A 26,249-nucleotide genomic window follows, 5' to 3' on the forward strand; every position below is an offset into this window, starting at 1 on the left:
AGGCTGATTATCTGAATTATAGTTTTTGCGAAAATGAGATTTAAATGTCACCTTTTCAGTGAATAAATCCTTCTATTTGTGGAATGATGAAGTCACTCTTATACAAAGAAAACCAATGATCGGCTTCAGGAATTGTTGCAAACTCAATGAATGGGGATAATTTCGAACTTTCTTTTACTTTCTCATAAATTGGATCATTTTCTCCAGCCAGCATTAGGCACGGCACCGACATGGTTTTTAAGAGCTCAGTGCTATTAGTTCTTGGTTCTTCGACTGCCGCTAATAACGCCTTTCTGTCATTTAATAAAAACCTTCGTTTATGCTCCACAGAGATGTTATGTTTCGGGACCCAATGTTCAAGGTTTACGACAGAGTCCCGTAAAGAAAGCATATCATTCTCGTAAGGATGGATGGCATCCAGAATAAAAGATTTAAAGCGCGCCGTGAACCACTTCATTAATCCAAAGGAAATCCAGCCTCCCATTGAATAACCGAAGTAATGACATTTGTCAATGTTCTCAGCATCAAGTACCTTAATTACATCCTGGGCCCGTAGATATAAAGAGTATTGCTCTGAACGATGAGGTTTATCGCTCTTGCCATGCCCTCTAGCATCAATTACTATTAATTTAAAGGTTTTCTTAAGCTTTTCAACGTAGTTATAGTCATACCAATCCTCTATACTGCCGAAAAAGCCATGCTGCAGAACTAGGCACTCTCCCTTTGTTGTTCCTTCAATTTCATAATTGATTCTTATATCATTGTTAAGAATAAATGGCATTATTTTCCTCCCGAAACCCATCAATAATATGCTGTGAATTCTGTTGGAATTCTCTTTTTATAGATCAATTCCCTTTTTGGTTAATTTTCTCCACGATGTAATAAGATCTTGACCAAGGAGCTGTTCTGTGAACGCTTCCGTTACTTCATTTGCTTCTTGATTCTTCGGTTCTATTAAGTAAAAGGAACGAGTAAGTCGTTTCCCTTTGATTCTCAGAGACTTTAATTCTTTGGCATTTAATTCTTTTCGTACGATCCAGCGTGAGACAAGGGCAATTCCTAGACCAGCAATAACAGCCTGTTTAACTGCTTGACCACTTCCAAAAACATAACTTTTTCTGACATTGATACCCCATTCTTTAATAAGCTTGTCGCTAAAAGCGCGAGTTCCTGAACCGCTTTCCCGGAGTATCCATACTTGATCTTGGAGATGCTCAGAGGTTGCAATAGGAAGTTTGGCTAAAGGATGTTGGTTAGGAACAACCAGGATAATTTCATCCTCCATAATAGAATGGATTTGAATGTCTGTATGATTGACTTCTCCCTCCACAAGAGCAACGTCTAATTGATTCCTTCGAACTGCTTGAATAATTTCTTCTGTATTAGCGATGGAAGTTTCAATTTCTACTCCAGGATAGTGGGCAGCGAATTCAGTGACGGCAAAAGGCAAAATGTATTCTCCAATAGTATAGCTTCCTCCGACTCTCAAGCTGCCTGTAACCATGTTGGTCAAATTTTTAATTTCTTCTCTCGCCTTATCCTGTAAATTAATAATTTGTTTAGCGTATTTATAATAAATCTCACCAGCGAGCGTAAGTTCCAGATGGCTGGACGAGTTGGAAGGATTGTTAAAGAGTTTTGCATCGAGTTCTTGCTCTAAACGGCCAATTTGCGAATTAACGTCGGTATTGGCAAGATAAAGTTCTTCAGCAGTGTGAGAGAATTTTTTGAGCTCAACTACGGTAACGAAAGTTTTTATGGGATCGTTGATCATAGTTTACACCTCTATTAATTGAATTCTGATAATTAGATTCTAATTATAATACTTCTTTTTCTAGCATTTAACAATGTCATAGTAGTTACATTTTTATTCTGAAGTAATCTTAATATTATCGGATATCAATGTTCTATATCAAAATCGGGTTTTCGAGAACGATAACAAAACAACGGAAGGCCACGGCGGTACTAAAAGTTAACGAGTGAAGCTGTAAGTAGTTTGAAATAACCTTAATAAGTAATCATTTTGTGATTAAGTAATTTGAGGAGTAGATTTGAGGAATTTGGGTAACTATAAACTAAACTATTTAAAATGGAGAAAATACCATGCAGATATTTAATGAATTTGAGAACCATTTGTTAAATGATCGTAAACCCTCCAAGTATTTTAATGAATTAAGTAGAACAGGGATATTTTCTCAGGAATATCCTTATACAATGATCGGTGACCTAATGAGCACGCCTCAATCACCAAAACATCATCCCGAAGGGAGTGTTTGGAACCATACCATGATGGTTCTGGACAACGCCGCGGAAAGAAAAGATCTAAGCCAAAATCCAAAGGCATTTATGTGGGCAGCATTGCTCCACGATTTAGGCAAAGCCCCTGCAACCAAGTTAAAAAAGGGGCGGATTACTTCTTACGACCATGATAAATTGGGGGAGAGTCTTTCGGTAAAATTTCTTCAGGAGCTGACAAATGATAGGGATTTTATAAGCCAAGTTTCCAAATTGGTACGTTGGCATATGCAAATTTTATTTGTTACCAAGAAATTGCCTTTTGCCGATATAGGAAAAATGTCGTCAGAGGTTTCTATCCATGAGGTCGCTCTTTTAGGGTTATGTGATCGTTTAGGGAGGGGAAATATGACCCCTGATAAAAAAATAGAAGAGGAAAAAAGTATTATAACTTTTTTGGAGAATTGCAGTGACTATTTAAATCCGGGAGTTCATGCTGATAATTTTCAAGGTTTTATTCTGAGAATTGATTAAACTGGGTAAACAAAATCTTCACGTTAATTTTCGCATATCTATGCTTAAACCTATGGTAAAATGTATAAAGACCGGTATTGAGGTGATCAGAAATGATCATAGGTTTTGGCTTTGGAAATTCATTTCAGAGTTTTCTCATGCTTGTATTCACTTCGCTGATTAGTTATAGTTTGCAGCGGGGTTTGCGAAATTTAGGACGTGGGAAAGAAGAGAGGAAACAACGTGAGAGAAATAAGTGTTGAACGTCTTAATGATGGCGATATTCTGGCAAAAGAAATTTACACTTCCTATGGCAAAATACTACTTGGAAAAGGTGTTGTGCTAAAAAAGCCCTACATTGAGCGCTTAAAAGATATGGGGATTTATAGCATATATATTGAAGATGAATTAACAAATGATGTTATCATAGAGGATGTTATTTCCGATCAACACCGCTTCGATGCTTTGAAAGCAATCGAGACCTCCTGTAAAACGATTCAAAGTGATAAAGATAAAGACAAAGATAAAGAAATAGATATCAAAGAATCTGTAAGCAATATCGTACAGGATATTCTCTTTCAAAAGGATATAATGATTAGCCTAATGGATATGCGAAGTTTGGATAATCGGGTGTACTTCCATTCTGTCAATGTTTGTGTACTGGCTACTGTCCTGGGAAAAGGGCTCGGTCTGCCGGTGGAGAAGCTTAATGATCTTGCTCAAGGTGCTCTGCTCCATGATGTGGGAATTATCACTTTGCCAAAAGAAATTATTAATAAACGAGGATCCCTGACAAAGGAAGAACAAGAGATATACCAGACTCATACAATTCAAGGATATGAACTTATCCGTAAAAGGCCTGAAAGCAGCATAATAACCGCCCACATGGCTTATCAGCATCATGAATGGACTAACGGGAAGGGTTATCCTCGTCAGCTGAAAGGTACCTCAATTCATCCCTTGGCGGAAATTATTGCCGTTGCCGATTTCTATGATTGTCTGATTCATGGTTGTCCTGCTATTCCGAGGGTATTGCCCCATGTGGCTTGCGAAATAATGATGGCTAACGCCGGTGTCCGTTTTCGGCATGAATTAATAAATGTCTTTTTAAGGCACATAGCAGCCTACCCTACCGGATACACGGTCAAGCTTAATAATGGAGAAACAGGAGTCATTGTAGGTCAAAATAAAGGCTTGCCAACTCGTCCTATCGTGCGTGTTTTCGAAGGAAAAGTTAATCTCAAGCAAGTGCGAGTTGTTGAACGCGATCTTGTCGAAGAACGAACATTATTTGTAGAGTATATTATAGAATAACAAACGAGGGCCTTGACAGAGTTCATGGCCTTCGTTTGTTATTCATTTGGGTGTCTCGGACAGCTAGAGTAAAACAAAATTTGAGAAAAAGGTACCGATAATAATAACCAATAAAGCTATAGCTGCTGTTAAAATACTTTGATACAAGTTATACAATGGTTTTGATCTCCCCATTCTGAGGATTCGTTTGTAAAGTTCTGGTGCTAATTCTTCAAGAACTTTCAATTTTTCTGGTACAGTATTTGATTCTCCTGTAATGTCTTGGAATTCGTGGCATAATTGCTCATTTTTCCACTGAATAATCCACTCAAAGACTTTGTTTCGGGTGATCGGCTGGGGGGTATGAGGAACGTCAAAATTTAAACTCACGGTTGTTCCAAAATGAGTAAATTCCTCAGCAGAATAGCCGGCATTTCTCAATCCATCAATAAAGGCATCACGCATAATTGGGTTATCTAAAGTAATAGTTATGGCCATGGATAATTCCGATGGCTGAGAGAATTCGCCCAGTTTGAAACCCGTTAACCACCAGTGGAGGTCTTTTCTGGTAAAAAGCACTTTCCCGTTTTTTCTTAACGTAAAGGACATTGGCAAGAGCTCATTGTTGTCAGCACTTTTATAATAAGAACCCAACATATAACTCAGGGGATTACGATTTGAAGTCCTTGTATAGATCCCGATTTCTGCTCCTGAAACTAAATCATATTGCCCCTTCCAAAAGCCGATCATCCATTGCTTATCATTATAGTCAAAGAAAATGGGTTCGCAGTCAATGATCATTCCCATAGGTGCTGCTGCCACATCGAAAAAATGACAATAGCCAATCTTCCTCTGCCAGGGGTCCATATTTGAATAAAAAATATCCTGGTTAGGATCATAGGAATAACCGGAAATCTCTATTATTTCATCAAGTGTTTTATTCCCTGTCTCATCAGGCATAGATGCTAATTTATCGTAGTTTCCCTCTGAAATAATCCCGCTGTTAAATAACGTTAACTGTTCGGGCATAATGATACTCCCCCTTTTATATTATAGTACGGGCTTGGGGGGGTAGAGTTGCATGAAATTGTATGTTTTTTGCAGACATGACCAGAAAGAAATGTAATTAGGTTGAGTATGGACGAAAGAAGTTACAATAAGAAAATAACGATAAGTGCTTATTATCAAGCCATAGACTAAATATTCTTAACATTCTAAATAATTTAGTGTATTATATACAAAACAAATAAATGACAGGAGGAGTATAGTATGGAAGAGAAACGCCGTGAGGGATTATTGGAGGAAAAGCGGTTGTTTTTCCCTCCTTTAGAGTTTCGTTCTAAAGCCGTTATTCAAAATTCGGAAGTTCATGAACTTGCTCGTGATCGGGAGAAATATTGGGGCGAACAAGGGGAAAGGCTGCACTGGTTTAAACCTTGGGACAAAGTTTTAGAATGGAACCCTCCTTTCGCCAAGTGGTTTGTTGGCGGAAAATTAAATGCGGCCTATAATTGCTTGGACCGGCATTTGGAAGGTGCGCGCAGAAATAAAGCCGCCTTGATTTTCGAAGGCGAATTGGGAGACCGGAGAGTTTTAACGTATCAAGATCTTCAACGTGAGGTATCTCAGTTTGCTAATGTTCTGAAGTCGTTTGGGGTAGAAAAGGGCGACCGTGTGACAATTTATATGCCGATGATTCCTGAGGCTGTCATTGCGATGCTCTCTTGTGCCCGAATCGGTGCTGCCCATTGTGTCGTTTTTGGGGGTTTTAGTTCTGATGCTTTAAAGGATAGAATTCTTGATGCTCAGGCAAAAGTGGTTGTTACCTCAGATGGAAGCTATCGTCGTGGAAATATTATACCTTTAAAAGAAAGTGTGGATCAAGCATTACGTGGTGTTAGCTGTGTCGAAAAAGTTGTGGTTATTCAGCGGACGGGACACCCTGTGGACATGAAAGCTGAAAGGGATGTGTGGTATCATGAAGTCATCAGGAATGTGACTCATCTTTGTCCCGCAGAACCTATGGAAGCCGATGATATGCTCTTTATTCTTTATACCAGCGGAACGACCGGTAAACCTAAAGGGGTGGTTCATACTGTCGGCGGTTATATGGTAGGCGTATCGACAACTCACGAATGGGTATTTGATATTAAAGATGAGGATGTTTATTGGTGTACCGCTGATGTTGGCTGGATAACAGGGCATAGTTATTTGGTATATGGCCCTTTGTCAAATGGAGCAACAGTTGTGATGTACGAAGGAGCACCCGATTACCCTGAAAAGGACCGTTATTGGGAAATTATTGAGAAATACAGAGTAACCATTTTATATACGGCACCAACTGCGATTCGCACCTTTATGAAATGGGGGGAAAACTATCCTGCGGGCAGGGATCTCTCAAGCTTACGGCTTTTAGGGTCGGTAGGGGAACCAATTAATCCTGAAGCTTGGATGTGGTATTACAAACATATTGGGGGAGAGCACTGCCCAATTGTTGATACCTGGTGGCAGACAGAAACCGGTATGATTATGATGACGCCTGTTCCGGGGATTACTCCTTTAAAGCCGGGGTCATGCACAACCCCCTTTCCGGGTGTTTGTGTTGAAATAGTAGATCCGTCAGGTAAACCTGTTCCTAAGGGTGAGGGCGGGTATTTAGTAGTTTGCGAGCCATGGCCGGCAATGCTGAAAACAGTCTATGGCGATGATAAACGTTATGTGGATACCTATTGGAGCGATATTCCAGGCGCTTATTTCACGGGAGACGAAGCAAAGTGGGATGAAGATGGATACTTCTGGATAATCGGGCGTGCCGATGATGTTATCAATGTTTCGGGGCATAGAATCGGAACAGCCGAAGTAGAAAGCGCTTTGGTTGATCATCCATCGGTTGCTGAGGCTGCTTGTGTTGGCAAAACTCACGATATCAAAGGTCAATCAGTATTTGCCTTTGTCAGTGTCAAAGAGGGAATTGAGATAGGAGATCAACTTATTAATGAACTCAAATCTCATGTGGTGATGAAAATTGGTTCACTAGCCCGACCTGACGATGTTTTTTTAACAGCTGAATTACCCAAGACCCGAAGCGGAAAGATTATGAGGCGGCTTCTCAAAGATATTGCTGAGGGCCGAGCCATGGGTGATACCACGACTCTGGCCGATGCAACGGTCATTAATTTCCTTAAAAAGAATATTGATGCCCATAAGATTCGCGATGCCCGTAAGGCTGCAATGAGATTAGGAAATAGAATTTTGATTCCTGATACGGCTATCGTTAACCATTGCCAAGAAGAGTCCTATGATGGGTATAGTTATACAGTATGGTTTTCAACTCCTGCCAAAGATGGCTCACCTCATCCAGTTACCAATTTTTATTGCTTTAAGTGGATAGGACGATTAAATCTCCCGGCGGAAGTGGCACTGGCAATCTCCAACATTATGATCAATAATAACAGCGCCTGCGATGCGATATTTGGTAATGGGGAACCGGATTTTAGCCATGCAGTTATCAATGAGGGGAATATTAAGGATGACTTATCTGAAGAAGGACAAATTTGCTTCTGTGGCTCAGCGGGTTAAGAAGGTATAGTTAGGCATTTTTCCAAATCCCACAATAACGAGGGCTCGTTTTTTGCGATGCGAAGAACGGGCCTCATTGTTTTGTGTCTGGCAGAGACTTTTGCAATGATTGTCAACCAGCCGTTGAATTAGTTTGCTTGGAGGGTTAAGATATTAAATATCCTGCAGGTATATACTAACAATAATTGAGATATTAAGCCCATACCTTCCAAAGAATATACAAAGGAGTCTTAGTAATGTACAGTTTTAAAAACGACTATAGTGAAGGTGCCCACCCAAGATTATTAAAAGCTTTGAGTGAAACAAATTTCGAACAGGTTGATGGTTACGGGGAAGATCTCTATACGCAAAAAGCTGTTCAATTGCTAAAGCAAACAATAGGGAGAGATGACATTGACATTCACCTGCTTTCGGGGGGAACACAAACAAACCTTACCGCTATCTCAGCCTTCTTAAGACCTCATGAAGCAATCATTGCGGCCAACACTGGACACATATTGGTTCACGAAACGGGAGCTATCGAAGCAACGGGACATAAAATTATTTCCGTTGAAGTAGGGGATGGAAAACTTAATTCTTTGCATATTAAATCTGTTCTTGATTTACATACAGATGAACATATGGTAAAACCAAAATTAGTTTATATTTCAAATCCGACAGAAATTGGTTCGATTTATTCAAAGAAGGAACTTGAAGAGATCAGTGTCTGTTGTCACGAGAATAATCTATTTCTATACATAGATGGAGCAAGACTGGGCTCAGCCTTGTGTTCAGATGAAAATGACCTGGAGCTCTCTGCCTTGGCAGATCTTGCAGATGCTTTTTATATCGGCGGAACTAAAAATGGAGCACTTTTAGGAGAAGCTCTGGTAATTTGTCGCGAATCACTTAAGGAAGATTTTAGATTCCATATGAAGCAGAAAGGAGCTATGCTTGCTAAAGGTAAGGTCCTTGGCATTCAATTCCTGGAGCTTTTCAAAGATGATTTGTACTTTGATATGGCCGGACATGCCAATACAATGGCCGGTTTGCTTCGGGATGAAATAACGAAAGCAGGCTTTAACTTTTTGGTTCATTCACCATCGAATCAAATTTTTCCTATCTTACCGGATAGAATAATTTCCGAACTACAAAAGAACTACGCGTTTTATGTTTGGTCAAAGGTTGACCCCGATCATTCGGCAGTTCGTCTCGTTACTTCTTGGGCAACCAAAGAAGAAAAAGTGTTAGCTTTTATCAAGGATTTAAATGGTGCACTGTAAGTTTTGCCTAATCGACGGCCGGGAAGGTGAAAATACGATGAAGACTACGATTGAAGTAGGCGCTGCCATTATCATTAGGGACAAGAAAGTTTTGATTGCTCAACGGGCAGCGGGTGAGGATTTAGAGGGGAAATGGGAGTTCCCGGGAGGAAAGATTGAACCCGGTGAAACTCCGCAAGATTGTTTGAGACGTGAAATCCGGGAAGAATTTGAGGTAGAAATCAAAGTTCAGGATTTTTTTGGAGAAAGTATTTATGATTATCCACATGGCACTATTAAACTGCTTGCATTTAGGTGCCAATGGTTTTCGGGTATCTTTACGTTAAATGTTCATAGCCAGATTGCTTGGATTAGTTATGACGAATTGGACAACTATGATTTTTCTCCGGCAGATATCCCCTTGGCAGAAAAGCTAAAGTCACAGATTGTAAAAGCATAAAGCAGCGTTGCTTTGGATGATGTCAATGACAATTGCAATTTAATTGAGTGCAGTTAACCCTAAGCCAGTTGGCCTAGGGTTATTAATTGTTTTGATACACGGCTATTGTTTATATTGAGGTTCTTGTTGTTGAATGTATTGCTCTCTGCCTTTTAAAACGGTAAGAGCAGAATCAAAGGTTTGGGCAAGTTGTTCAAAGGTCTTTTTTGCTTCCTGATCTTGGGTTTCTAAAGCAAATGTTTTCATGGTTGCTGCTGCGCTTTGAACTGTAGCAATCGCTTGTGTCATTTGTGTTCCAACAGTCATTTTCTCATCACCTCCTTATAAAATGTTCAAAGGCTAAGTACACTAAGGCCCCACAGAGTTTTGTAAAAATTCTTGTATGCTTGCTTTAGTTCTTACCCTTTAGGCCTAAAAATAAGTGCTCCCATGAAGCCAAAGATGATCGCCGCCGATATTCCTGCACTTGTAACTTCAAATATGCCCGTAAGGACTCCGATGGGACCCACTCCCGCATATTCATTCAACGCTCCTTTGACCAGGGAATTTCCGAAACTGCTGATCGGAATAGATGCGCCGGCACCGGCAAATTTAATCAGAGGATCGTAAAGACCCAGCCCTCCAAGTATTGCTCCAACTACAACTAAAGCACATGTTGTATGAGCAGGAGTTAGTTTAAGCCCATCTAATAAGAGCTGTCCGATGACACAAATGCCTCCTCCGATCAGAAAAGCCCAGAGAAATTTTTCCATTGTACCGCGCTCCTTATAGTTCAATACTTACTGCGTGAGCAACACAAGGAATACTTTCCTTTTGCTGAAAGGACATAGGGGATAATAAGGCCCCTGTAGCAACAACTAAAAGCTTCTTTAAGTCGCCTTTTCTCATTCGCTTTAAGAAATGTCCAAAGGTTGTTGTCGCTGCACAGGCACATCCGCTTCCTCCTGCTAAAACGACAGGCTGGTCTTCTTTATAGATTAGAATTCCGCAATCTGTAAAAATTTCTTCCGGTATTTCTAAACCATGTTTTTTTAATAAGTCACCGGCGATCCTATGTCCAACTCTGCCCAGGTCACCGGTAGCGATGACATCATAATAGGATGGTTCTCTGTTTAAGTCTCTAAAGTGAGCTTCAATCGTATCTACTGCTGCCGGTGCCATGGCAGCCCCCATATTAAAGGGGTCGGACAATCCCATATCGATAACTCTGCCAATGGTTGCCGACGTAACTTTTGGGCCTTCTCCCTGATCGGATACTAAAGCCGCTCCAGCCCCTGTAACGGTCCATTGTGCTGTAGGAGGCTTTTGAGCCCCGTATTCCGTGGGGTATCGGTATTGCTTTTCTGAGGCAGCATTATGGCTCGACGTACATACAAGAACATGTTTGGCAAATTTGCTGTCGACAAGCTGAGCGGCCAGGGCTAAGCCTTCCATTGAGGTTGAACAGGCGCCATAAAGCCCGAGAAAAGGAACTCCGAGAGTGCGCGCTGCAAAACTGCTGGGGACTGTCTGATTGATTAAGTCTCCGCTTAATAAAAACTGAATATCTTCCTTTTTCAATGCTGCTTTTTTAATCGCTAACTCAGAAGCCTGTTCTTGCAGTTTTCGTTCAGCCTTTTCAAAGCTTTCTTGTCCCAGCCATATATCCTCGTGAAGAAGATCGAAATCGTCGGCTAATGAACCACGGGCTTCATGAGGCCCGCCGACAGCAGCCGAAGCAATTATGGTAGGTTTGGAATCAAAAATCCATGACTGATGACCATGCAACATTTACATCACACCCAATGCTCTTAACATTATGACGACTAATGAAACTACAAAGGCAGAAAAAACACCATAGACAATAACAGGCCCGGCTAATTTAAACATATTGCCGCCTACTCCGAGAACAAATCCCTCACTTCGGTGTTCAATAGAAGCCGAAGCTATGGTATTGGCAAAACCGGTCACAGGAATTATGGTGCCGGCTCCTGCCCATTGAGCGATATGATCAAAAACGCCAAAACCGGTAAGCAAGACCGTGATTATAATAATAACTGCCCCAGTGGGATTTCCGGCATTCTCCTGGGAAAAATGATAATAGGTCATAAAAAACATTTGTATCCCCTGAGCAATGACGCAAATCAGACCTCCTACGAAGAAAGCCCTTACGCAGTTGAGAACAATAGGCCGCTTAGGCTCTCTGTCCTGGGCGAATTTCTGGTACTCCTGTTGAGTGGGAGACAATTTTTTCTTCTTTTTGTCGGACATGGTAACACCTCTTAATGTAATAAGTAAGGACGTAATTTATTAATAAGATGATCAAGCTTCTGAGAATTGCGGAGATACATACCTTTAGCGCTTTTGTTTTCCGTTTGCAAAGAAAAGGCTAAGAGGTCTGCCTGAATTTTTTCCAGGTTGGCATAGAGTAATTCCCTAACTTTAGGCTGGGGAAGTTCAACAGCATCGTTGAAGAGGTCAAGGAATAATTCGCCGGAGGAATCAACCTGGCAAATAAATACGTTCTCAAGAACTACTCCCATTTTGTCAAGTTCAGTTTTTAGCCAAGTTTGATTAAGTCCCAGGGAGGAAAGAGGTTCGGCAAGGATGTTCCCGTCCATAATAACGGTTTGAGGTTCAGCTTGAGGTGCCACCTTCTGTCCAACATCATGGGCAGTAATCGGCTTCTTGTCAGCTTTTAGATAAGCGTTAACTTTACCGTTAGATTCCATTACAGCGAATTCAACATCAGTGAGGTTGAAAATATTTTTTGACCGTAGTTCGGCCAACAGGTCCTCTCCTGTCATCCGGAGCTGGAGAAGATTTTCTTCCATAATCTTTCCATGTTTAATTAAAACAGTTTCCTTTCCGTTAATAAACTCGTGAATTACCTGACTCTTGATACCAAGAAAATCAAGGGCCAGCGGAAGAACAACCCAGGTTATTAAAACGACAAATCCCGAGCTCAGGTTAATAAGGTTTAAGGACATTAATGTTACCGCAACGGCTATAATAATATAGGATATAAAATTAAAAGGTTTCACTTTAGTAATGTTGCGTTTTCCAATAAGCCGCATAGATAACCAAGCTATACAAAATAACGCGAGCGTTTTTAATATTAAATAAAGAGTTTCCTGCATACCTTACCCGCCTTTTTAATTGCCTTTGTATTGTGGCTCTTCAAATTCAAGGACCTTGATTCGATCTTCCAGATCCTTAATGATCACATTAGTGATTTCTAAGGAATTATTATAAACGGACTGAGCATTTTCATTTTTTGCTTGAACGTTATAGGTTCTTAATGTACCTTGAACTCCTTTTAAGGTTGCTAAGGTTTGCTTTACCTGAGAAGCAACTGTCATACTTATCACCTCCCGAGAGTTATTATCTCTCTTGCTTTTTTTTTAATGCCTTAACAAAGCTGGAAAGTGAAGGCAGTTTGATATAGAAGTGGCATTGAGCCCTTGCCCAACTATGAGGATAAAAAAACAAGGCTGAAGCCGGCCTTGTTTTTTAAAGGTTATTGTTTATGGTTTACAAACTAGAATATTTCCAAATCATCCGGACTTTTGTCTTTGGCAGGGTTTAAGTTATCTCTCTCTTTTTCGTTGGCATTAGAGGGTGAGTTTTTAGTATTTTGCATAGAGACATGGTTATTAGTCGTTTGCTGCGAAACTTTATTTTCGTTTTGATTCAAGGTATAGTTCCTCCTTTTTGGAATCCGTGTTTTTTGACAGTTTATAGTCTAATGGATTTTAACCTAATATAGCTAAGTATGGTTCTAGATTGATCCAATTATGTAAGCAGCGGTAAAACCTTTTTCAAGTTTTACCGCTGCTTACATAATTAATAATCGTTAGCAATTTGCTAGACTAGGGGAGGCTGTCTTTCATTTCCAGAGTTAAGGTCTGGATGGCTCTTTTTTCAATTCGTGAGACGTAAGAACGGGATATCCCGAGAATATCGGCTATTTCTTGTTGTGAATGTTCGTTTTCTTCCAATAATCCAAATCTTAAATGAAGAACTTGACGGTCAAGAGGCGGGAGTTTTTTGACGTTTTCCAGTAATAGACGCTGATCTTCTTCGTCAGCAATTTGTTCGGGAATGGGGGTGGTATCAGCTGAAAGACTTTCTAAAATACTCAATTCGCCATCACTATTATCTTGACCAATGGGTGTATAGATGGACATTTCACCGCGGCGTTTTTTTAAGATGCGAAAGTGCATTAGGATTTCGTTATTAATGCAGCGGGCTGCGTAGGTGCTTAACTTAGCTCCTTTTTTTAAATTAAAAGTATTAATAGCTTTAACTAAGCCAACAATACCGATGGAAAACAAATCCTCGGTTCTTTCTTCAGGACCTTCATATTTTTTGACAACATGAGCGACTAAACGTAAATTGTGCTCGATTAATTTATTGCGAGCAGTTTCAATGCTCCTGCTGAGAGCTGTGTCTTCAGGAGAAGGGTTTGCGCGACTTGTCTCTAATACTTGTAGGTAGTGCAATTCTTCGTCTTTGTTAAGAGGATGTGGGAATGCGTTATTGTTGACATAGGAAACGAGCAGACTGGCGCCTTTTAGGACAGAGAGGGCAAAACCGACTAGAAGAGCCTGTAGAAACATCCGTTTCACTCCTTTCACATCAAGTTATCCTATGTGAAAGGAGCAAAATTTGTGATTTAAAAGAATCTGGCAGTAATAATTATTTATTCACTTAGTGCTTAGGAGCAAACTATAAAAGCTCCTGCTAAGCAGGAGCTCAATGAACGCTGTTTTAAGTTAAATTGAAAATAGTAAGTGTCTGTAATTTATTGCATTCCAGGTTGAGGACATCAGACAGGGAAATGTCCAAGACATTAGCTAAGGCAGCTATGTAAAAGAGCTGTTTACCCAATTCTGCCTCTATAATGTCTCTGCAGTTATCGCAGAGTTTCCCTTCGAGTTGGCTGTCTAAGAGGTCTTTTAGATCGGCAAGGCTTGCATCGGGGGGGATTGACTTCTTGTGCGCATTCACTGAATGACAACCGCAATTGGTTACCGATTTGACAACGGCTCTGTTAACACGTGCTGAGGTTTCCTGGCCTTTGGACAGGATGTCCAAAATACTTTGGTGTCGGATTAACAGAGATTTCACGATATTTTGGAATTGGTCAGTGAGTTGTTCCACGAGTATCCTCACTCCTTTCTGCCTTTTCTATTATAACGAGATGGTTAGGTCGTTGTCAATTTTCGGGAGTCCAAGAGATCAAAAGGGAAAATTGACAGGCTTAAGACTTGTGTGATATAATTTTAAAATTTTGACCGGGACATTGTAACTTGTTATAATGTTAAGAAGGGGGTGGCTGAATGTTTAATGTTGGTGATAAAGTTGTTTATCCAATGCATGGTGCCGGGATCATTGAATCCATTGAGGAACGGGAAGTTCTCGGTGAAATAAGCCAATATTATGTCATGCATTTGCCTGTGGGTAATATGAAGTTATTTATACCTTTAAAGAATGTTGAAAACTTGGGTTTGCGGCAAGTTATATCTCCGTCCATGGTTAAAGACGTCTTAGAGGTGTTAAAGACAAAAGACACGGCAACGACCCTAGCCTGGAATCGACGCTATCGTGCCAATCTGGAAAAGATTAAGAGCGGTCATAATATACTTTTTGAAGTAGCTAATGTAGTGCGCAGCCTTGCTCAAAGAGAAAGCGAAAAGGGACTTTCAACCGGGGAAAAAAAGATGTATGAAAACGCTTGCCAGATCTTGATTAGTGAGCTTGTTCTGACGGAAGGATCTGAAGAGGCCGCGGTTAGGCAATGGGTTTCTAAAGCCCTGGCTTAAAGGGTTATATTCTCTTTGCTTGAAAATAAATGGAATTAACTGTATAATTGGAAAGACTTTTAGTCAAACTATGATAAAAGAAAAGGAGGTGAAATGATGATTCGCAATTTAATTCGCGGGATCATCACCCTATTATTTGGCGCATTAGGATTTTATGTAGATTACTTATTACTGCGTCTTGACCTTTTACAATCGGTCAAATGGAACTTTTCCCCGGTTTGGACCTATGCTGCTATGATTTTCCTCTTTGCTTGCCTGGGTTTTCTAGTGGCACCTGTGACTATTCGTTCTGTTCTTAAACTGATGCGGTGGCTGGATTCCCGCTTAACCAGAGTTCCGACTCATGATCTGATGGGTGGGGCTATTGGCGGAATTATTGGACTTATTATTTCAAGTTTATTTAGTAATTCATTTATTAGTATCACCTTTTTTGGACCACTCCTTGCGGTACTTTTAAGCCTTTTCTTAGGTTATCTTGGCGTAACGATAGGTATGAAACGTAAAGAGGATGTTTTGGGATTCCTTAATTTCATTCCTAGGTTTAGAGATCGCGGAGAAAAACAGAAGGAAGTAAAGGATGATGAGATTTTAGAGGCTGGGGAGAGTATCGTTGTTGAGGCTCCTCACTATAAAATTCTTGATACAAGTGTAATTATTGACGGCAGAATCGCAGATATTGTTAAAACAGGGTTTATTGAGGGAACGTTACTTATTCCAAGCTTTGTATTAGAAGAACTTCGTCATATCGCAGATTCTTCTGATCTGTTGAAACGAAATCGAGGTCGCCGAGGGCTGGATATTCTTAATCAGATCTCGAAGGAAACAGCCATTAGGGTTCATATACACGAACAGGATTTCGAAGATGTTAACGAGGTAGACAGTAAACTGGTTCGTTTAGGTCAAGTTTTAGATTCTCCTCTTTTAACCAATGATTATAATTTGAATAAAGTCGCTGAACTCCAAGGCGTCAAGGTTTTGAATATTAATGAATTAGCCAATTCCCTGAAACCAATTGTTCTCCCGGGAGAAGAAATGCTGGTTCAAGTCATGAAAGAAGGAAAGGAACCGGGTCAGGGTGTGGCCTATCTGGATGACGGAACGATGATTGTAGTCGATACTGGCCGCCGTTATATGGGGCAAAATATTACCGTATTAGTAACCAGTGTTTTGCAAACAGCTGCCGGTCGTATGATTTTCGCAAAACCTAAAAGTTCTCTGGAAAAAAAGTCGATGGGTCTTCGTCCAACGGATGAGGTGAATGCGATTGGCTGAAATAGGCATCGTTATTCCTGCAGCGGGCCAAGGTAAACGGATGGGGGCCGAAGGCAATAAACAATTTCTTAGCTTAAAGGGACAACCAATTTTAGTCCATACGGTAAGAGTATTCCAAATGTCCGACTGCGTCTCGGAAATAGTGATTGTTGGGGCAGAAAATGATCTTGCCTTGATCGAAGATCTTGTTAGTCGGTATAATTTAGATAAAGTAGCAAGAATTTGTCAAGGCGGAGTCCAACGTCAAGATTCCGTTCGCTTAGGGGTACTAGCGCTCAGTCCTACTATTCAACGAGTAGTGGTTCATGATGGGGCTAGGCCCCTTTTGACGTTGAAGGATTTTCATCACTTTTTGCAAGCTGCCGAGGGGTTTTCGGCAGCGATCATGGGGATTCCGGTCAAGGATACTATTAAACAGACCAATAGTTCCGGAAGTGTGACAGATACCCTGCCCAGAGAACGTTTACGGGCAGTACAAACACCTCAGATCTTTGATCGTCAGACGTTAGAAACTGTACACCTCCGTGCTGCTTCAAACGGGTACTATGGCACAGATGACGCATCTTTGTTAGAATGGATGGGGTATCCAGTACAGGTAATTGAGGGCTCTCAGGAGAATATCAAGGTTACTACGCCTGAGGACCTTTGGTTAGCGGAACGAATTTTAACAATGCGCGAAACATAGATTGGGGTGTTGAAAATTAGAGTTGGAATAGGTTATGATGTTCATGCCTTGACTGAGGGGAGGCCTTTGATCTTAGGGGGAGTGGAAATTCCCTATGAAAGAGGTTTGCTTGGACATTCGGATGCGGATGTTTTAATTCATGCTCTTATGGATGCGTTGTTAGGGGCATTGGCGCTTGGAGATATAGGCTCTCATTTTCCTGATCATGATCCCCAGTATGCAGGAATTTCCAGTCTTCTTTTATTGGAACGTGTTGCCGAACTGATTAAAGGTCAAGGTTACCGCGTTGGAAATGTTGACAGTCTTATTGTGGCAGAGCGTCCGAAGCTTGCTCCTTTCATACCCCAGATGCGCTCAAATCTCGCTCGGGCTTTAGATGTTGACATTGAAAGTGTATCAGTGAAAGCAACAACTACGGAACGACTGGGCTTCGAAGGACGAAGTGAAGGCATTGGAGCCCAAGCTATTGTTAATGTCGTAAAGGATAAGAGATAAAAATGTTTTAAAATTCTTTTGTCCTAAGAGAGGGAAATCCTCAGAGAATTTTTTTAAGGTGGTTTGTATGAAAGAAGTTAGGACAAGATTTGCTCCAAGCCCGACAGGCTATATGCATATCGGCAACTTAAGAACTGCAATTTATGAATATTTAATTGCGAAATCTCAGGACGGAAAATTTTTATTAAGAGTAGAAGACACGGATCAAGCCCGTTTTGTCGAGGGCGCTGTTGAAGTGATTTTAAAAACACTGAATATTGTTGGTTTAAAGTACGATGAAGGCCCTGACATCGGAGGACCTTATGGACCTTATGTCCAAAGTCAAAGGAGATCAATCTATAAGGAATATGCCGATAAGCTTGTTGAATTAAAGGGTGCTTATTACTGCTTTTGTTCGAAAGAGCGAGGCGAAGGCTTAGAAAACAGCAGTCAATCTGCAGCTGCACCGACCAAGCATCATTGTCAATGTAAACATTTAAAATCAGCAGAAATCTCGGAAAAGCTAAGCAATAATGAATCGTATGTTGTGCGGCAATGGATACCTGAGGAAGGTACAACAGAGTTTCATGATCTTGTCTATGGAACGGTTTCTGTTGCCAATTCTGAACTCGATGAGGGAGTACTCTTAAAGTCTGATGGATTGCCTACTTATAATTTTGCCAATGTAGTCGATGATCATTTGATGGAAATCACCCATGTTGTACGGGGATCGGAATACCTCTCCTCCACACCGAAATATAATTTGCTTTATAAGTCCTTTGACTGGGACATTCCAGAGTATATTCATTTACCGCCAATCATGAAAACGGCTGAGAAGAAATTAAGCAAACGCGAAGGTGATGCCTCCTTTGAAGATTTTATTTCTCAAGGGTACCTGCCGGAAGCTATTGTGAATTATATTGTCTTGCTGGGATGGAATCCGGGGACTAATGAAGAATTCTTCACGCTCCAAGAGCTTGAGAAACTATTTAATGTCGAAGGCTTAAGCAAGTCTCCGGCAATCTTTGATGTCAATAAATTAAAGTGGATGAACGGCGAATATCTGCGAAGACTAAGTCTGGAAGAATTTAATGCTTTAGCCCTGCCTTATTATCAAGATGCGCTTGGCGCAGGTATTGATGTCCAAAAGGTCAGTGCTTTATTACAAAAGAGAATAGAGATTCTCAAGGAAATCCCTGAGAAGATTGATTTCTTCAAGAGCCTCCCGGATTATGATATTAACCTATTCGTCCATAAGAAAATGAAAACAGACGTCGTCAATTCCTTAAGTAATTTAAAGGCAGCCCGTGAGGCCTTAACTGCTCTGGAGAACTGGGACCTGTCTGAACTGGAGGAATCACTGGCTGATGTCATTTCCCAACTTGGGGTCAAAAACGGACAAGTTCTCTGGCCTCTTAGAACTGCTCTTTCTGGTAAGGAGTCAAGCCCGGGCGGCGGTGTAGAATTGGCTGAAATATTGGGTAAAACAGAAACTCTGCGCAGACTAGACATTGGGATCAGTAAATTATCAGCATAACATTAACCTAGAGCTATATGGAACAATGTCTAAAAATGGCATGACACTTTATTGACAGCGGCGGGAATCTGTCCTATAATTGGTCATTAATTAATAATTAAGGCTATGATGAGAAAGAGTACAAAAAGGAATTGCCCTTAGCGAAGATGGGATTGGTGTAAGCCATCGGCAGGAATTTTTGGAAGTGCATCTCTGAGCTGAAAGGCAGAATTAGAGTATGTCTTTCCGTGTTAACTGCGTTAAAGTTTTAAGCTGGAATGACTTGGGTCGTTCAATCAGAGTGGAACCGCGGAACCTTTCGTCTCTGGACGGAGATTCCGCTTTTTTGTGCCCAATTTTTGGCTGAGAGAATACGATGAAAAAGGAAAGGGGTGTCTGCCAGCGATGATATTTGGGCAACTTCGGCGCGATATTCGCGTTATTTTTGAACGGGATCCTGCTGCTAAAAGTATACTAGAGGTTATCTTTTGTTACCCGGGTTTTCATGCGGTGCTTTTTCATCGCCTAGCTCATTGGTTATATAAACGCAATTTTGTAATTTTACCGAGGATGATCTCTCAATTTTCAAGGTTTCTCACGGGAATTGAGATTCATCCGGGCGCTACAATTGGGCAGGGTTTTTTTATTGATCATGGCAGCGGCGTAGTGATTGGCGAAACCGCGGAGGTAGGTGATAATGTTACTTTGTATCAGGGGGTTACTCTTGGAGGAACCGGAAAGGAAAAAGGCAAACGGCACCCGACCATTGGCAATAATGTTGTAATCGGGGCGGGGGCTAAGATTTTAGGTTCGTTCAAAGTTGGAGATAATGTTAAAATAGGAGCGGGCTCCGTTGTAAATAAATCTGTTCCCAGTGATACAACTGTCGTAGGTATACCAGGCAAGATTGTCCTTCATCATGGGGTGCCCATTAAAAAACCTGATTTGAGACATGACGATCTTCCGGATCCAGTCAATGAAATGCTGCGATGTTTAATGCAGCGAGTAGAATTTTTGGAAAAACGTTTAAAAGAAGAGGAGAGTCGATACAATGTCTTTGAAATTATTCAACACCATGACCCGGCAGAAAGAGGAGTTCAAGCCTCGAGAGAGCGGGAAAGTTGCGATGTATGTCTGCGGTCCGACGACGTATAATTACTTTCATGCGGGAAACGCACGGATGCTTGTCGTTTTTGACATGATAAGACGTTACTTTATGTATAAAGGCTATGAGGTCCGCTACGTACAAAATTTTACGGATGTTGATGACAAAATTATTCAGAGGGGTAATGTGGAAGGAATGGACCCTCTGGCTTTAGCGCAAAAGTATATCGATGAGTATTTTAAAGACGCTAAAGCTCTTAATATTCTTCCGGCTACGGTTCATCCCAAAGCCACGGAACATATACAGGAAATGCTCGAAATTATCCAGGGTTTGATTAATAAAGGGCTTGCCTATGACGTCGATGGGGATGTGTATTTTGCCGTAGATCGATTTCCCGGTTATGGAAAGCTCTCGGGCAGAACATTAGAAGATATGAAGGCCGGTGCAAGGGTTGAAGTGGATGAGCGCAAACAGCATCCTATGGATTTTGCACTTTGGAAAAAGGCTAAACCGGGAGAACCAGCGTGGAAAAGTCCCTGGGGTATGGGACGCCCCGGGTGGCATATTGAATGTACGGCTATGTCTCTGAAATACTTGGGAGCGGGCTTTGACATTCATGGCGGGGGCGGAGATTTGGTTTTCCCGCACCATGAAAATGAAATCGCTCAAACGGAAGGGTATTTAGATGGTCAAACCTTTGCACATTATTGGATGCATAATGCTTTCCTGACGATTAATCAGGAAAAGATGTCTAAGTCCCTAGGGAATTTCTTTACGACTCGGGAACTGTTGGACAATAATTCCGGAGAAGTGATTCGCTTTTATTTGCTTGGAACTCATTATCGCAGTCCTCTGGATTTTAACGACGAGAATCTGGGAATGGCCCAAAAAGGGCTTGAACGATTACAGACAAGCGTTCGTTTAGCCCAACAGGCCTTGGAAAGGACGGAATCCGTTAAAAATGAACAGGTTGAGCAAGGACTGCTGAAGGCCGCAGAAGAAGCACGTAAAGCCTTTGAAAAGGCGATGGATGATGATTTCAATTCAGCTTTGGCTTATGCGGCGCTTTTTGAATTAGCCAAGACGATGAATGGATCTGTACAAGAACATCCTGTTTTTTCGGAAGGCCTTGCTAAAGCTCAAAAAACTCTCATTGAACTGGGAGAAGTATTGGGATTCGATTTTCTGCATCCGGCTCAAGTTCAGGTAGAAAATGAAGAGATGCTTTCTAAAGTAATGGATCTCGTTCTTCAGATTCGCTCTAAAGCTCGACAGAAGAAAGACTGGGAAATGTCGGATTTTATCCGAGATGCCTTTAAGGCTCAGGGAATTGTAATTGAAGATACTCCACAAGGTGCAAGGTGGAAGATTAAATAGGTTGAAAGGTGACCGTATGCGCAGTTGGCAAGAAATGAATCCTTTAACCCTGGCGTATTTGGGAGACGCTGTCTATGAATTATGGGTTCGAACCCATTTGCTGGAGTTAGGGAATGAAAAAGTTAAGGAACTTCACAAACAAGCAATTAGTTATGTTCGGGCGGGGGCTCAAGCGAAGGTTTTACAAGCCCTTTTTCCGGAACTTGATGATGTTGAGCGGAAGGTTGTTTTGCGTGGGCGAAATGCTAAAGGCGGGTACCCGAAAAATGTTGACGTTGTAACCTATCGTTATGCTACAGCCTTTGAAAGTTTAGTTGGATATTGGCAATTAAGCGGACAAACTCAACGTATGCAATGGGCCTTTAATCAAGTCGATGGGGTTATCAGCAAGGGACCGGGCGAAATCGATTTTGAAGAAGAATGATAAAGTGGAAAGAAGGCTGTCGAGATGAGAGTGGATCTAATTCAATACACGCCAGATCCGGAAAAAGTGGTGGCTGCTGCTGCTCGTTTGTGTTATTCGGCAGATCCTGTGCCTGAACTTTTGGATCGATTAGAAGATGAGACGGTGGCGCGCTTTGTGCGAAAACTGCGTGATATGGGACATTTATCGCCCTTTGAACATGTGAGCTTTCAGTTTTCAATCGACGGTGTCTCGCGGGTCTTATCCCATCAATTAGTGCGTCATAGAATCGCCAGTTATTCTCAGCGCTCTCAGCGTTATGTCAAAGAGAATGGTTTTGAATATGTCGTTCCCCCCAGCATTCAGCGCAGCCCTGAGGCTATGGAGCGTTTTGCAAAGGTTATGACAAACCTTCAAGAAGAATATCGAGCCCTTCAGGCTATGGTGCCTGCAGAAGATGCTCGTTTTGTTCTGCCCAACGCCTGTACCACCTCTTTAATGGCGACCTTTAATGCTCGCTCGTTATTAAATTTCTTTGAACATCGAACCTGCATGAGGGCACAATGGGAAATTCGCACTTTGGCAGAGAAGATGCTGGAGCTGGTACGGGGCGCAGCTCCAAATCTTTTCAGCGAGGCGGGACCGACCTGTGTGACTCAGGGAGTATGCCATCAGGGCGCTTATAGCTGCGGAAGATTAAAAACCCTAGAAGGAAAGAAGACGTGAACAAGTTGAACGATGAGATTGTTTATGGCAAAAATCCGGTTATTGAACTGCTGAGGAGCGGTAAACCTGTCAATAAAGTACTTATGGTTTCGGAGAATACGAGCGAGAGGAATCATGAAATCCTCACTCTCCTGCAGGAACGGAACATTCCCTATCAGTTTGTAAAACGACAGGTTCTAGACCGCTTAGTGCAGAAGGAAAGTCATCAAGGTATCTTGGCTTATGTTGCTGCCAGAGAATACGCCGAAGTTGAGGACATTTTGGCACTGGCTGAAGAACGGCAGGAAGATCCCTTTATCTTGATGCTGGACGAAATTGAAGATCCGCATAATCTGGGGGCCTTGCTGAGAACCGTTGATGCTGTGGGGGCCCATGGAGTTATTATTCCGAAACGCCGAAGTGTATCTTTGACTGGAACTGTTGCTAAAACATCAGCCGGAGCAGTTGAGTATGTTCTGGTTGCTCGTGTAAGTAATTTAGTCCAAACCATTAAGGATTTAAAGAAGAGGGGCTGCTGGGTGTCCGGAGCGGAAGCCGGAGGAGGTCATGTATTTACAGCAGATCTCACAGGCCCGCGAGTTATCGTCATTGGCAGTGAAGGCAAGGGGATCAGCCGTCTCTTAAGGGAGAATTGCGACGAGATTGTCAGTTTGCCTATGAAAGGCAGAGTAACTTCGCTTAACGCCAGTGTCGCAGGATCCGTGATGCTCTATGAGGTCTTGAGACAAAGAACTGTAAGGCCATAAATTAGAGCTGCAGGAATGTGAAATGGGAAATTGGACGGCTTAAACGCTTCGGTGGAGGACCCGTTCTTCACCGAAGATATACGATTGGATAAAAATTAGACTTGAAAGATTGGACGTCACTGGTTATGATACTTCTAAAAGAGTCGCTTTCACCCAATATTGAACTTCGGACTTTGAATATCAGGTCTCAAATGACGCCTATGCGACAGAACAACCAAAACTTCGCCTTGACGCTTTTCTTAGGGGTCGGGTATAATGAGAATGTTCCCGTGGACAAGGGCTAGGCGAGATTGCGTCTTCTTCATGACGACATTGTAGGGGGGATCAACTTGACTTTTCAAGCCCAACCAGAACTACCAGAGTGCGAAATCATCGACATTATCGTAGATGAAGAGATGGTTGAGCTTGCCAAGGAAGGCGACGCTACAGCACTAGAGTATCTAATCAACAAATATAAGAACTTCGTTCGGGCAAAGGCTCGTTCCTATTTTCTCATAGGTGCGGATCGCGAAGATATTATTCAAGAAGGAATGATTGGACTCTATAAGGCCATAAGAGACTTTCGCGGCGATAAGCTCTCATCGTTCAGGGCATTTGCGGAGTTATGTATAACCCGCCAGATTATTACTGCTATTAAAACAGCTACAAGGCAGAAACACATTCCCCTTAACTCGTATGTCTCACTCAATAAGCCGATATATGACGAAGATTCTGATCGGACGTTGCTTGATGTTATCTCTGGAACTCGTATTACGGATCCGGAGGAACTGATCATCAGCCGAGAGGAATTCGATGACATTGAGGAAAAGATGGGTGAGATTCTCAGTTCCTTAGAATGGAAGGTACTGATGTCTTACTTGGAAGGGAAGTCCTACCAGGAAATTGCTGTTGACTTGAAAAGACATGTGAAATCAATCGATAACGCGTTGCAAAGAGTGAAGAGGAAACTTGAACGTTATCTTGAACGTCGGGATGGGTGATTTTACATAAATTCCTGGAAAGAAAATGCTTGCATTTTTTTATAAAAAGTGCTAGAGTATATGAGTGCCTCTCAACAAGAGACGTACTAACAAAATGCCAACGTAGCTCAATTGGTAGAGCAGCTGATTTGTAATCAGCAGGTTGCGGGTTCGAGTCCCATCGTTGGCTCCATTTATTTTGAAGTTAAAAGGCAGCATTGCTGTCTTTTGTTTTATCCACTAAGGATGCTGAACATGTTGCTTCATCCCGTATTTTCTTGACAGGGTAATTATCTTGTGATACAGTACTTGAGTAATGGAATAAATGCAGCGTCCTACTGTTGTCTGGGAGGTGTTCGTGAGTGCGTGTGGGCATTATTTTAGCGTGTACGGATTGCAAGCACCGTAACTATGCTACGATGAAGAATAAGAAGAATAATCCTGATCGTTTAGAAGTCCAAAAGTATTGTAAGTTCTGCAAAAGCCATACTCTCCATAAAGAAACCAAATAATTTTTTGTGACGTTTTAAACTGTACGCCAGGAAGCGTTGTCACAATGTCGAGGACACCGATGTCGTTTAAGGATGTGAAGCGATGGGCGCGTTAAAAAAACCTGCTAATACTCAGAAGCAAGCGGATAAGACGAAAGACTACTTTCGCGGAGTTCTGAGTGAATTAAAAAAAGTTCACTGGCCAAGCCGTAAGCAATTGCTTGCCTATACGGGTGTAGTATTTGTTGCGGTGGGGATTGTTTCTGTTCTCATGTGGGCTGTGGACGGCGGTTTAAGTATTGCCTTAACCAAGCTAGTGCCCTAAACTGCGAGTTTCTGCGGCAGTGTCTGAGGAGGTCCCTGAGAAATGGCTAAAGACTGGTTCGTAATTCATACGTACTCGGGTTATGAAAATAAAGTTAAAATGAATCTCGAAAAACGCGTAGAATCCATGAATATGGAGGAGAAGATCTTTCGCGTTCTTGTTCCCATGGAAGACGAGGTTGAGTTCAAAAATGGGAAGGAAAAAGTAACGAAGCGTAAGGTTTATCCGGGATATGTTCTTGTTGAAATGGAAATGACCGATGACTCTTGGTATGTTGTTCGCAACACGCCGGGGGTAACAGGTTTTGTGGGTACGGGAACTAAACCGATTCCGCTCCTTGAACAAGAGGTTGTTCAGATTCTCCAGCAAATGGGGATGGATGATCTGCGTGCTAAAATTGATTTCGAGGTTAATCAAACTGTCCAGGTTATAGCTGGGCCGTTTAAAGACTTTGTAGGAGTAGTCCGAGAAATACTCCCCGATAAGGGCAAATTGCGTGTGGAAGTATCAATGTTTGGAAGAGAAACACCTGTGGAATTAGATTTCGGACAGGTTCAAAAACTCGACTAAAATAGGGATTATTCTATCAAGGAGGTGTTAAACTATGGCAAAGAAAGTAATTGGTTTGGTCAAATTAGCAATCACTGCAGGTAAAGCTACACCGGCACCTCCGGTTGGTCCGGCTCTTGGTCAACATGGGGTCAATATTATGGCCTTCTGTAAAGAGTACAATGAGCGCACAAAGGATCAAGCTGGGCTTATTATTCCGGTGGAAATTACGGTCTATGAAGATCGCTCCTTTACCTTTATTACCAAGACTCCGCCTGCTTCTGTCCTGCTTAAAAAGATGACCAATATTAATTCCGGTTCATCTGAACCCAATCGCAAGAAGGTTGCCACGATCCCGAAATCCAAAGTTCGCGAAATTGCGGATATTAAGATGAAAGATCTGAATGCAGCAAGTATAGAGGCAGCAATGCGGATGGTTGAAGGTACAGCTCGAAGCATGGGCATTGATGTTGTTGAAGGTTAAGATGAATTG

General features: G+C 41.7%; 32 protein-coding genes, 1 tRNA gene and 1 other annotated feature. Of the genes, 21 read left to right on the forward strand and 12 right to left on the reverse strand.

Features of this window, described 5'->3' with window-relative positions; all coding sequences use genetic code 11:
• Window positions 1-55: 55 nt before the first annotated feature.
• Together DEAC_RS03180 and DEAC_RS03185 are read right to left on the reverse strand one after the other, a co-directional pair.
• On the reverse strand, window positions 56-781 hold the full coding sequence (locus DEAC_RS03180) for an alpha/beta fold hydrolase (protein WP_047808591.1): 726 nt from the start codon (window positions 779-781) through the stop codon (window positions 56-58).
• A 57-nt stretch (window positions 782-838) separates the two neighbouring features.
• On the reverse strand, window positions 839-1,774 hold the full coding sequence (locus DEAC_RS03185) for a LysR family transcriptional regulator (protein ID WP_047808592.1): 936 nt from the start codon (window positions 1,772-1,774) through the stop codon (window positions 839-841).
• Between the two features lie 329 nt (window positions 1,775-2,103).
• Here DEAC_RS03185 and DEAC_RS03190 point away from each other — a divergent pair, with 329 nt between their 5' ends.
• Window positions 2,104-2,769: an HD domain-containing protein gene (locus tag DEAC_RS03190; RefSeq protein ID WP_047808593.1), complete on the forward strand. Its 666-nt coding sequence runs from the start codon at window positions 2,104-2,106 to the stop codon at window positions 2,767-2,769.
• Window positions 2,770-2,991: 222 nt separating this feature from the next.
• On the forward strand, window positions 2,992-4,062 hold the full coding sequence (locus tag DEAC_RS03195; RefSeq protein ID WP_047808594.1) for an HD-GYP domain-containing protein: 1,071 nt from the start codon (window positions 2,992-2,994) through the stop codon (window positions 4,060-4,062).
• Between the two features lie 63 nt (window positions 4,063-4,125).
• Here DEAC_RS03195 and DEAC_RS03200 read toward each other — a convergent pair whose 3' ends face one another.
• A complete protein-coding gene (locus DEAC_RS03200; protein WP_047808595.1) occupies window positions 4,126-5,070 on the reverse strand; it encodes a DUF4474 domain-containing protein in 945 nt (314 codons plus the stop codon).
• 240 nt (window positions 5,071-5,310) lie between these two features.
• Here DEAC_RS03200 and acs point away from each other — a divergent pair, with 240 nt between their 5' ends.
• From acs to mutT, 3 genes are all read left to right on the forward strand, one after another.
• Window positions 5,311-7,620 carry an acetate--CoA ligase gene (gene acs, locus DEAC_RS03205; protein ID WP_047808596.1) on the forward strand — a complete coding sequence of 770 codons (2,310 nt, stop codon included), beginning with the start codon at window positions 5,311-5,313 and terminating at the stop codon, window positions 7,618-7,620.
• A gap of 236 nt (window positions 7,621-7,856) precedes the next feature.
• Window positions 7,857-8,882: a threonine aldolase family protein gene (locus DEAC_RS03210; RefSeq protein WP_047808597.1), complete on the forward strand. Its 1,026-nt coding sequence runs from the start codon at window positions 7,857-7,859 to the stop codon at window positions 8,880-8,882.
• A gap of 37 nt (window positions 8,883-8,919) precedes the next feature.
• Entirely contained in the window at window positions 8,920-9,321 is a 402-nt protein-coding gene (mutT, locus tag DEAC_RS03215) for an 8-oxo-dGTP diphosphatase MutT (RefSeq protein ID WP_047808598.1), read from the forward strand.
• 102 nt (window positions 9,322-9,423) lie between these two features.
• Here mutT and DEAC_RS03220 read toward each other — a convergent pair whose 3' ends face one another.
• The 9 genes from DEAC_RS03220 to DEAC_RS03255 form a co-directional block, all read right to left on the reverse strand.
• Window positions 9,424-9,627, reverse strand: coding sequence for a DUF1657 domain-containing protein (locus tag DEAC_RS03220; protein ID WP_047808599.1), 204 nt, complete (start codon window positions 9,625-9,627; stop codon window positions 9,424-9,426).
• 92 nt (window positions 9,628-9,719) lie between these two features.
• Window positions 9,720-10,073 (reverse strand): stage V sporulation protein AE, encoded by a 354-nt coding sequence (spoVAE, locus tag DEAC_RS03225; protein WP_047808600.1) that lies wholly within the window; start codon window positions 10,071-10,073, stop codon window positions 9,720-9,722.
• 13 nt (window positions 10,074-10,086) lie between these two features.
• A complete protein-coding gene (gene spoVAD / locus DEAC_RS03230; protein ID WP_047808601.1) occupies window positions 10,087-11,091 on the reverse strand; it encodes a stage V sporulation protein AD in 1,005 nt (334 codons plus the stop codon).
• A complete protein-coding gene (gene spoVAC / locus DEAC_RS03235; protein ID WP_047808602.1) occupies window positions 11,092-11,571 on the reverse strand; it encodes a stage V sporulation protein AC in 480 nt (159 codons plus the stop codon).
• Between the two features lie 11 nt (window positions 11,572-11,582).
• Window positions 11,583-12,377: a DUF421 domain-containing protein gene (locus DEAC_RS03240; RefSeq protein WP_345788148.1), complete on the reverse strand. Its 795-nt coding sequence runs from the start codon at window positions 12,375-12,377 to the stop codon at window positions 11,583-11,585.
• Between the two features lie 78 nt (window positions 12,378-12,455).
• Complete coding sequence (locus DEAC_RS03245) at window positions 12,456-12,662, reverse strand: DUF1657 domain-containing protein (RefSeq protein WP_047808604.1); 207 nt, start codon at window positions 12,660-12,662, stop codon at window positions 12,456-12,458.
• Window positions 12,663-12,841: 179 nt separating this feature from the next.
• Window positions 12,842-12,997: a hypothetical protein gene (locus DEAC_RS23465; RefSeq protein WP_161796412.1), complete on the reverse strand. Its 156-nt coding sequence runs from the start codon at window positions 12,995-12,997 to the stop codon at window positions 12,842-12,844.
• A 175-nt stretch (window positions 12,998-13,172) separates the two neighbouring features.
• Complete coding sequence (gene sigK / locus DEAC_RS03250) at window positions 13,173-13,922, reverse strand: RNA polymerase sporulation sigma factor SigK (protein WP_047808605.1); 750 nt, start codon at window positions 13,920-13,922, stop codon at window positions 13,173-13,175.
• Window positions 13,923-14,073: 151 nt separating this feature from the next.
• The gene (locus DEAC_RS03255) at window positions 14,074-14,466 is read right to left on the reverse strand and encodes a nucleoside triphosphate pyrophosphohydrolase family protein (protein ID WP_047808606.1); all 393 of its coding nucleotides are present in this window, start codon (window positions 14,464-14,466) and stop codon (window positions 14,074-14,076) included.
• Window positions 14,467-14,645: 179 nt separating this feature from the next.
• Here DEAC_RS03255 and DEAC_RS03260 point away from each other — a divergent pair, with 179 nt between their 5' ends.
• The 16 genes from DEAC_RS03260 to rplK all read left to right on the forward strand — a co-directional run bounded on the left by DEAC_RS03260 (window position 14,646) and on the right by rplK (window position 26,240).
• Window positions 14,646-15,128, forward strand: coding sequence for a CarD family transcriptional regulator (locus tag DEAC_RS03260; RefSeq protein ID WP_047808607.1), 483 nt, complete (start codon window positions 14,646-14,648; stop codon window positions 15,126-15,128).
• A gap of 96 nt (window positions 15,129-15,224) precedes the next feature.
• Window positions 15,225-16,400, forward strand: coding sequence for a PIN/TRAM domain-containing protein (locus DEAC_RS03265; RefSeq protein ID WP_047808608.1), 1,176 nt, complete (start codon window positions 15,225-15,227; stop codon window positions 16,398-16,400).
• Entirely contained in the window at window positions 16,393-17,085 is a 693-nt protein-coding gene (gene ispD, locus DEAC_RS03270; protein WP_047808609.1) for a 2-C-methyl-D-erythritol 4-phosphate cytidylyltransferase, read from the forward strand. The genes DEAC_RS03265 and ispD overlap by 8 nt, the downstream gene beginning before the upstream one ends.
• Window positions 17,086-17,094: 9 nt before the next feature.
• On the forward strand, window positions 17,095-17,580 hold the full coding sequence (gene ispF / locus DEAC_RS03275) for a 2-C-methyl-D-erythritol 2,4-cyclodiphosphate synthase (RefSeq protein ID WP_083995856.1): 486 nt from the start codon (window positions 17,095-17,097) through the stop codon (window positions 17,578-17,580).
• A gap of 67 nt (window positions 17,581-17,647) precedes the next feature.
• On the forward strand, window positions 17,648-19,096 hold the full coding sequence (gltX, locus tag DEAC_RS03280; RefSeq protein ID WP_047808610.1) for a glutamate--tRNA ligase: 1,449 nt from the start codon (window positions 17,648-17,650) through the stop codon (window positions 19,094-19,096).
• Window positions 19,097-19,192: 96 nt separating this feature from the next.
• Window positions 19,193-19,405, forward strand: a binding site (T-box leader).
• Between the two features lie 75 nt (window positions 19,406-19,480).
• Entirely contained in the window at window positions 19,481-20,230 is a 750-nt protein-coding gene (gene cysE / locus DEAC_RS03285) for a serine O-acetyltransferase (RefSeq protein WP_047808745.1), read from the forward strand.
• Complete coding sequence (gene cysS, locus DEAC_RS03290) at window positions 20,127-21,557, forward strand: cysteine--tRNA ligase (RefSeq protein ID WP_047808611.1); 1,431 nt, start codon at window positions 20,127-20,129, stop codon at window positions 21,555-21,557. Before cysE ends, cysS begins: the two co-directional genes overlap by 104 nt.
• A 16-nt stretch (window positions 21,558-21,573) precedes the next feature.
• On the forward strand, window positions 21,574-21,981 hold the full coding sequence (locus DEAC_RS03295; RefSeq protein WP_047808746.1) for a Mini-ribonuclease 3: 408 nt from the start codon (window positions 21,574-21,576) through the stop codon (window positions 21,979-21,981).
• A gap of 24 nt (window positions 21,982-22,005) precedes the next feature.
• On the forward strand, window positions 22,006-22,686 hold the full coding sequence (gene thyX / locus DEAC_RS03300; RefSeq protein WP_047808612.1) for an FAD-dependent thymidylate synthase: 681 nt from the start codon (window positions 22,006-22,008) through the stop codon (window positions 22,684-22,686).
• On the forward strand, window positions 22,683-23,432 hold the full coding sequence (rlmB, locus tag DEAC_RS03305) for a 23S rRNA (guanosine(2251)-2'-O)-methyltransferase RlmB (RefSeq protein WP_200903082.1): 750 nt from the start codon (window positions 22,683-22,685) through the stop codon (window positions 23,430-23,432). The genes thyX and rlmB overlap by 4 nt, the downstream gene beginning before the upstream one ends.
• A gap of 329 nt (window positions 23,433-23,761) precedes the next feature.
• On the forward strand, window positions 23,762-24,412 hold the full coding sequence (gene sigH, locus DEAC_RS03310; RefSeq protein WP_047808613.1) for an RNA polymerase sporulation sigma factor SigH: 651 nt from the start codon (window positions 23,762-23,764) through the stop codon (window positions 24,410-24,412).
• A gap of 96 nt (window positions 24,413-24,508) precedes the next feature.
• Window positions 24,509-24,584, forward strand: a tRNA-Thr gene (locus DEAC_RS03315).
• Between the two features lie 169 nt (window positions 24,585-24,753).
• Entirely contained in the window at window positions 24,754-24,903 is a 150-nt protein-coding gene (gene rpmG / locus DEAC_RS03320) for a 50S ribosomal protein L33 (protein WP_014825554.1), read from the forward strand.
• An 82-nt stretch (window positions 24,904-24,985) separates the two neighbouring features.
• A complete protein-coding gene (secE, locus tag DEAC_RS03325) occupies window positions 24,986-25,207 on the forward strand; it encodes a preprotein translocase subunit SecE (RefSeq protein WP_047808614.1) in 222 nt (73 codons plus the stop codon).
• Window positions 25,208-25,249: 42 nt separating this feature from the next.
• The gene (gene nusG / locus DEAC_RS03330) at window positions 25,250-25,777 is read left to right on the forward strand and encodes a transcription termination/antitermination protein NusG (protein WP_047808615.1); all 528 of its coding nucleotides are present in this window, start codon (window positions 25,250-25,252) and stop codon (window positions 25,775-25,777) included.
• 34 nt (window positions 25,778-25,811) lie between these two features.
• Window positions 25,812-26,240 carry a 50S ribosomal protein L11 gene (rplK, locus tag DEAC_RS03335; protein WP_047808616.1) on the forward strand — a complete coding sequence of 143 codons (429 nt, stop codon included), beginning with the start codon at window positions 25,812-25,814 and terminating at the stop codon, window positions 26,238-26,240.
• Window positions 26,241-26,249 lie beyond the last annotated feature (9 nt).

Origin of the sequence: Desulfosporosinus acididurans (genome assembly GCF_001029285.1) — a bacterium.
In the GTDB taxonomy this organism is placed as follows: Bacteria; Bacillota; Desulfitobacteriia; order Desulfitobacteriales; family Desulfitobacteriaceae; genus Desulfosporosinus; species Desulfosporosinus acididurans.